The organism is Acidovorax sp. HMWF018 (assembly GCF_003061035.1).
In the GTDB taxonomy this organism is placed as follows: domain Bacteria; phylum Pseudomonadota; class Gammaproteobacteria; order Burkholderiales; family Burkholderiaceae_C; genus Acidovorax; species Acidovorax delafieldii.
The window spans coordinates 12821-14877 of the sequence record NZ_QAIM01000091.1 but is presented as its reverse complement, the minus strand read 5'-3'; the positions used below and the strand labels follow the sequence as shown (position 1 = coordinate 14877).

Genomic DNA, 2057 nt, shown 5'->3' with positions numbered 1-2057 from the left:
CCTGCACACCGACTGGGCGACGCCGGCATTGGGCTGGTGGGGCTGGCGGGCGTGGCCGGTGCACTCATGGCCAATGTGGCAGGCCGCATGGCTGACCGTGGGCAGGCGCAGGTGGCCACCGCCGCATCGGTAGGTTTGCTGCTGCTGGGCTGGGGCGCGCTGTGGCTGGGCGCCAGCAGCCTGGTGTGGTTTGTGGTGGGCATGCTGGTGGCCGACCTGGCGCTGCAGGGCGTGCACATCAGCAACCAGAACGTGATCTACCGGCTGGACCCCACCGCCCGCGCGCGGCTGAACGCGGTGTACATGACCAGCTACTTTGTGGGTGCGGCCACGGGCTCGGCGATGGGGTCGGTGGCCTGGCTGTGGGGCGGATGGGGCGCCACCTGCGCGCTGGGCATGGGCATTGCCGTGCTGAACGCGCTGGCACTGGCTTACGACCAGCGGCTGGCTGTGCGGGCGCAGGGTGATGGTGTGCGGCAGGCTACAGAAGGCGCAGGTGCGTAGCCCCCGGCAGCTGCCAGCGGCGTAATTTGTGACGTACCATCCTCGCACGGTCCCATCCCGAGACCTTTCAAGGAGGCCCCATGGCCAAAGGCGAACAGCGCAGCAACAAGATGGCGAAGAAACCCAAAAAGGACACCTCGCCGCCCAAGGAACACAGCGCATCGGACCGGCCCATGCCGCCGATGACCACCGTCATGCCCAAGGGCAAAGACAAAAACAAATAGGTCACACCAGCACTCCGCCTGCCCCGGCGAATACGCTACAAAAACAATAGCTTCAGGCGCATATTGTATAAGCGCCTGCAGCTATTTTTGTTTGAAATTCCGCATCAGGCAGCCCTTCATTCGGCGCTCGCCGCCGCCGGGCTCAGGCAGGCTGGGCCCACTGCGCCAGCCACTGTGCATCGGGCTCTGGCCGGCCAAACAGGTAGCCCTGGTACACGATGTCCGGGGCGCGCTGGCGCAGGAAGTCGGCCTGGGCCTGGGTCTCCACCCCCTCGGCCACCACACGCAGGCCGAAGTGCCGTGCCACCGACAAGATGCCTTCGACCAGCACGCCATCGTCGGCATTGGTGGGGGCCTCGTGCACAAACGACCGGTCGATCTTGATCTCCTGGATGGGCAGGCGCTTGAGGTAGGCCAGCGATGAGTAGCCGGTGCCAAAGTCGTCCAGCGACATGTCCACGCCCAGCGCGGCCAGGGAGCGCATCTTGGCCACCGCATCATCAAAGTCGTCGATCACCAGGCCTTCGGTCACCTCCAGCGTCAGCAGCCGGGGGTCGGCCCCCGTGGCAGCCAGCACTGCCCGCAGTTGCCCCACAAAACCCGCCTGCCGGAACTGCCGCGCGCTGAGGTTGACCGAGAGCCGCAACCGCCGCTCGCGGAACACCGGCTGCGCCAGCAGCGCGCAGGCATGGGCCAGCACCCACTCGCCCAGGCTGACGATGAGGTCGGACTCCTCGGCCACCGGAATGAACACGCCCGGCGCCACCAGGCCGTCACGCGGATGCTGCCAGCGCACCAGCACCTCGGCACCCGTGACCTGGCCCGACACATCCACCTGCGACTGCAGGTGCAGCCGCAGCTCGCCTGCGCCAATGGCATGGCGCAGTTCGCGCTCCACCCGAAAGCGCTGCTCGGCGGCCTCGCCCATGCCCTGCTCAAAAAACGCAGCCCGTCCGCCCCCGGCCTGCTTGGCGCGGTGCAGGGCGGTGCCCGCGCGCCGCAGCGCATCGTGAGCACCGTCGTCCGACGTTTGGGGGTACAGGGTGATACCCACGCTGGCGCCCAGTTGGGCGTCCTGCGCATCGCCCTCCAGACGCAAGGGGCGCAGCAAGGCGGCCTGCAGTTTTTCGGCAAAGGCCAGCGCATGCCGGCCCGCCAGCGAGGCATCCACCCCCAGGCCATGCAGCACCACGGCAAACTCATCGCCCGCCACCCGCACAAGCAGGTCTTGGGGCGGCAGGATCTCGGACAGCCGCAGCGCCACGGCACACAGCAGTCGGTCCCCCATCTCGCTGCCGCGCGCATCGTTGAAAGTGGTGAACCGGTCTA

General features: G+C 67.7%; 2 protein-coding genes and 1 pseudogene. 2 read left to right on the top strand and 1 reads right to left on the bottom strand.

Annotated features, from left to right (window positions below; genetic code table 11):
• A pseudogene (locus DBR23_RS30240) lies at nucleotides 1-504 on the top strand (MFS transporter); the annotation flags it as partial.
• 80 nt (nucleotides 505-584) lie between these two features.
• Nucleotides 585-728: a hypothetical protein gene (locus tag DBR23_RS29845; protein ID WP_167514358.1), complete on the top strand. Its 144-nt coding sequence runs from the start codon at nucleotides 585-587 to the stop codon at nucleotides 726-728.
• A gap of 142 nt (nucleotides 729-870) precedes the next feature.
• On the opposite strand, the gene DBR23_RS30235 is transcribed toward DBR23_RS29845, so the two are convergent.
• Nucleotides 871-2057, bottom strand: a 1187-nt coding sequence (locus DBR23_RS30235) for a bifunctional diguanylate cyclase/phosphodiesterase (RefSeq protein WP_233250251.1), incomplete at its 5' end; no start/stop codon positions are given.

Bases quoted from the DNA above. Each gene is read 5' to 3' on its own strand.
- DBR23_RS29845 (WP_167514358.1), top strand. From the start codon at position 585: ATGGCCAAAGGCGAACAGCGCAGCAACAAGATGGCGAAGAAACCCAAA.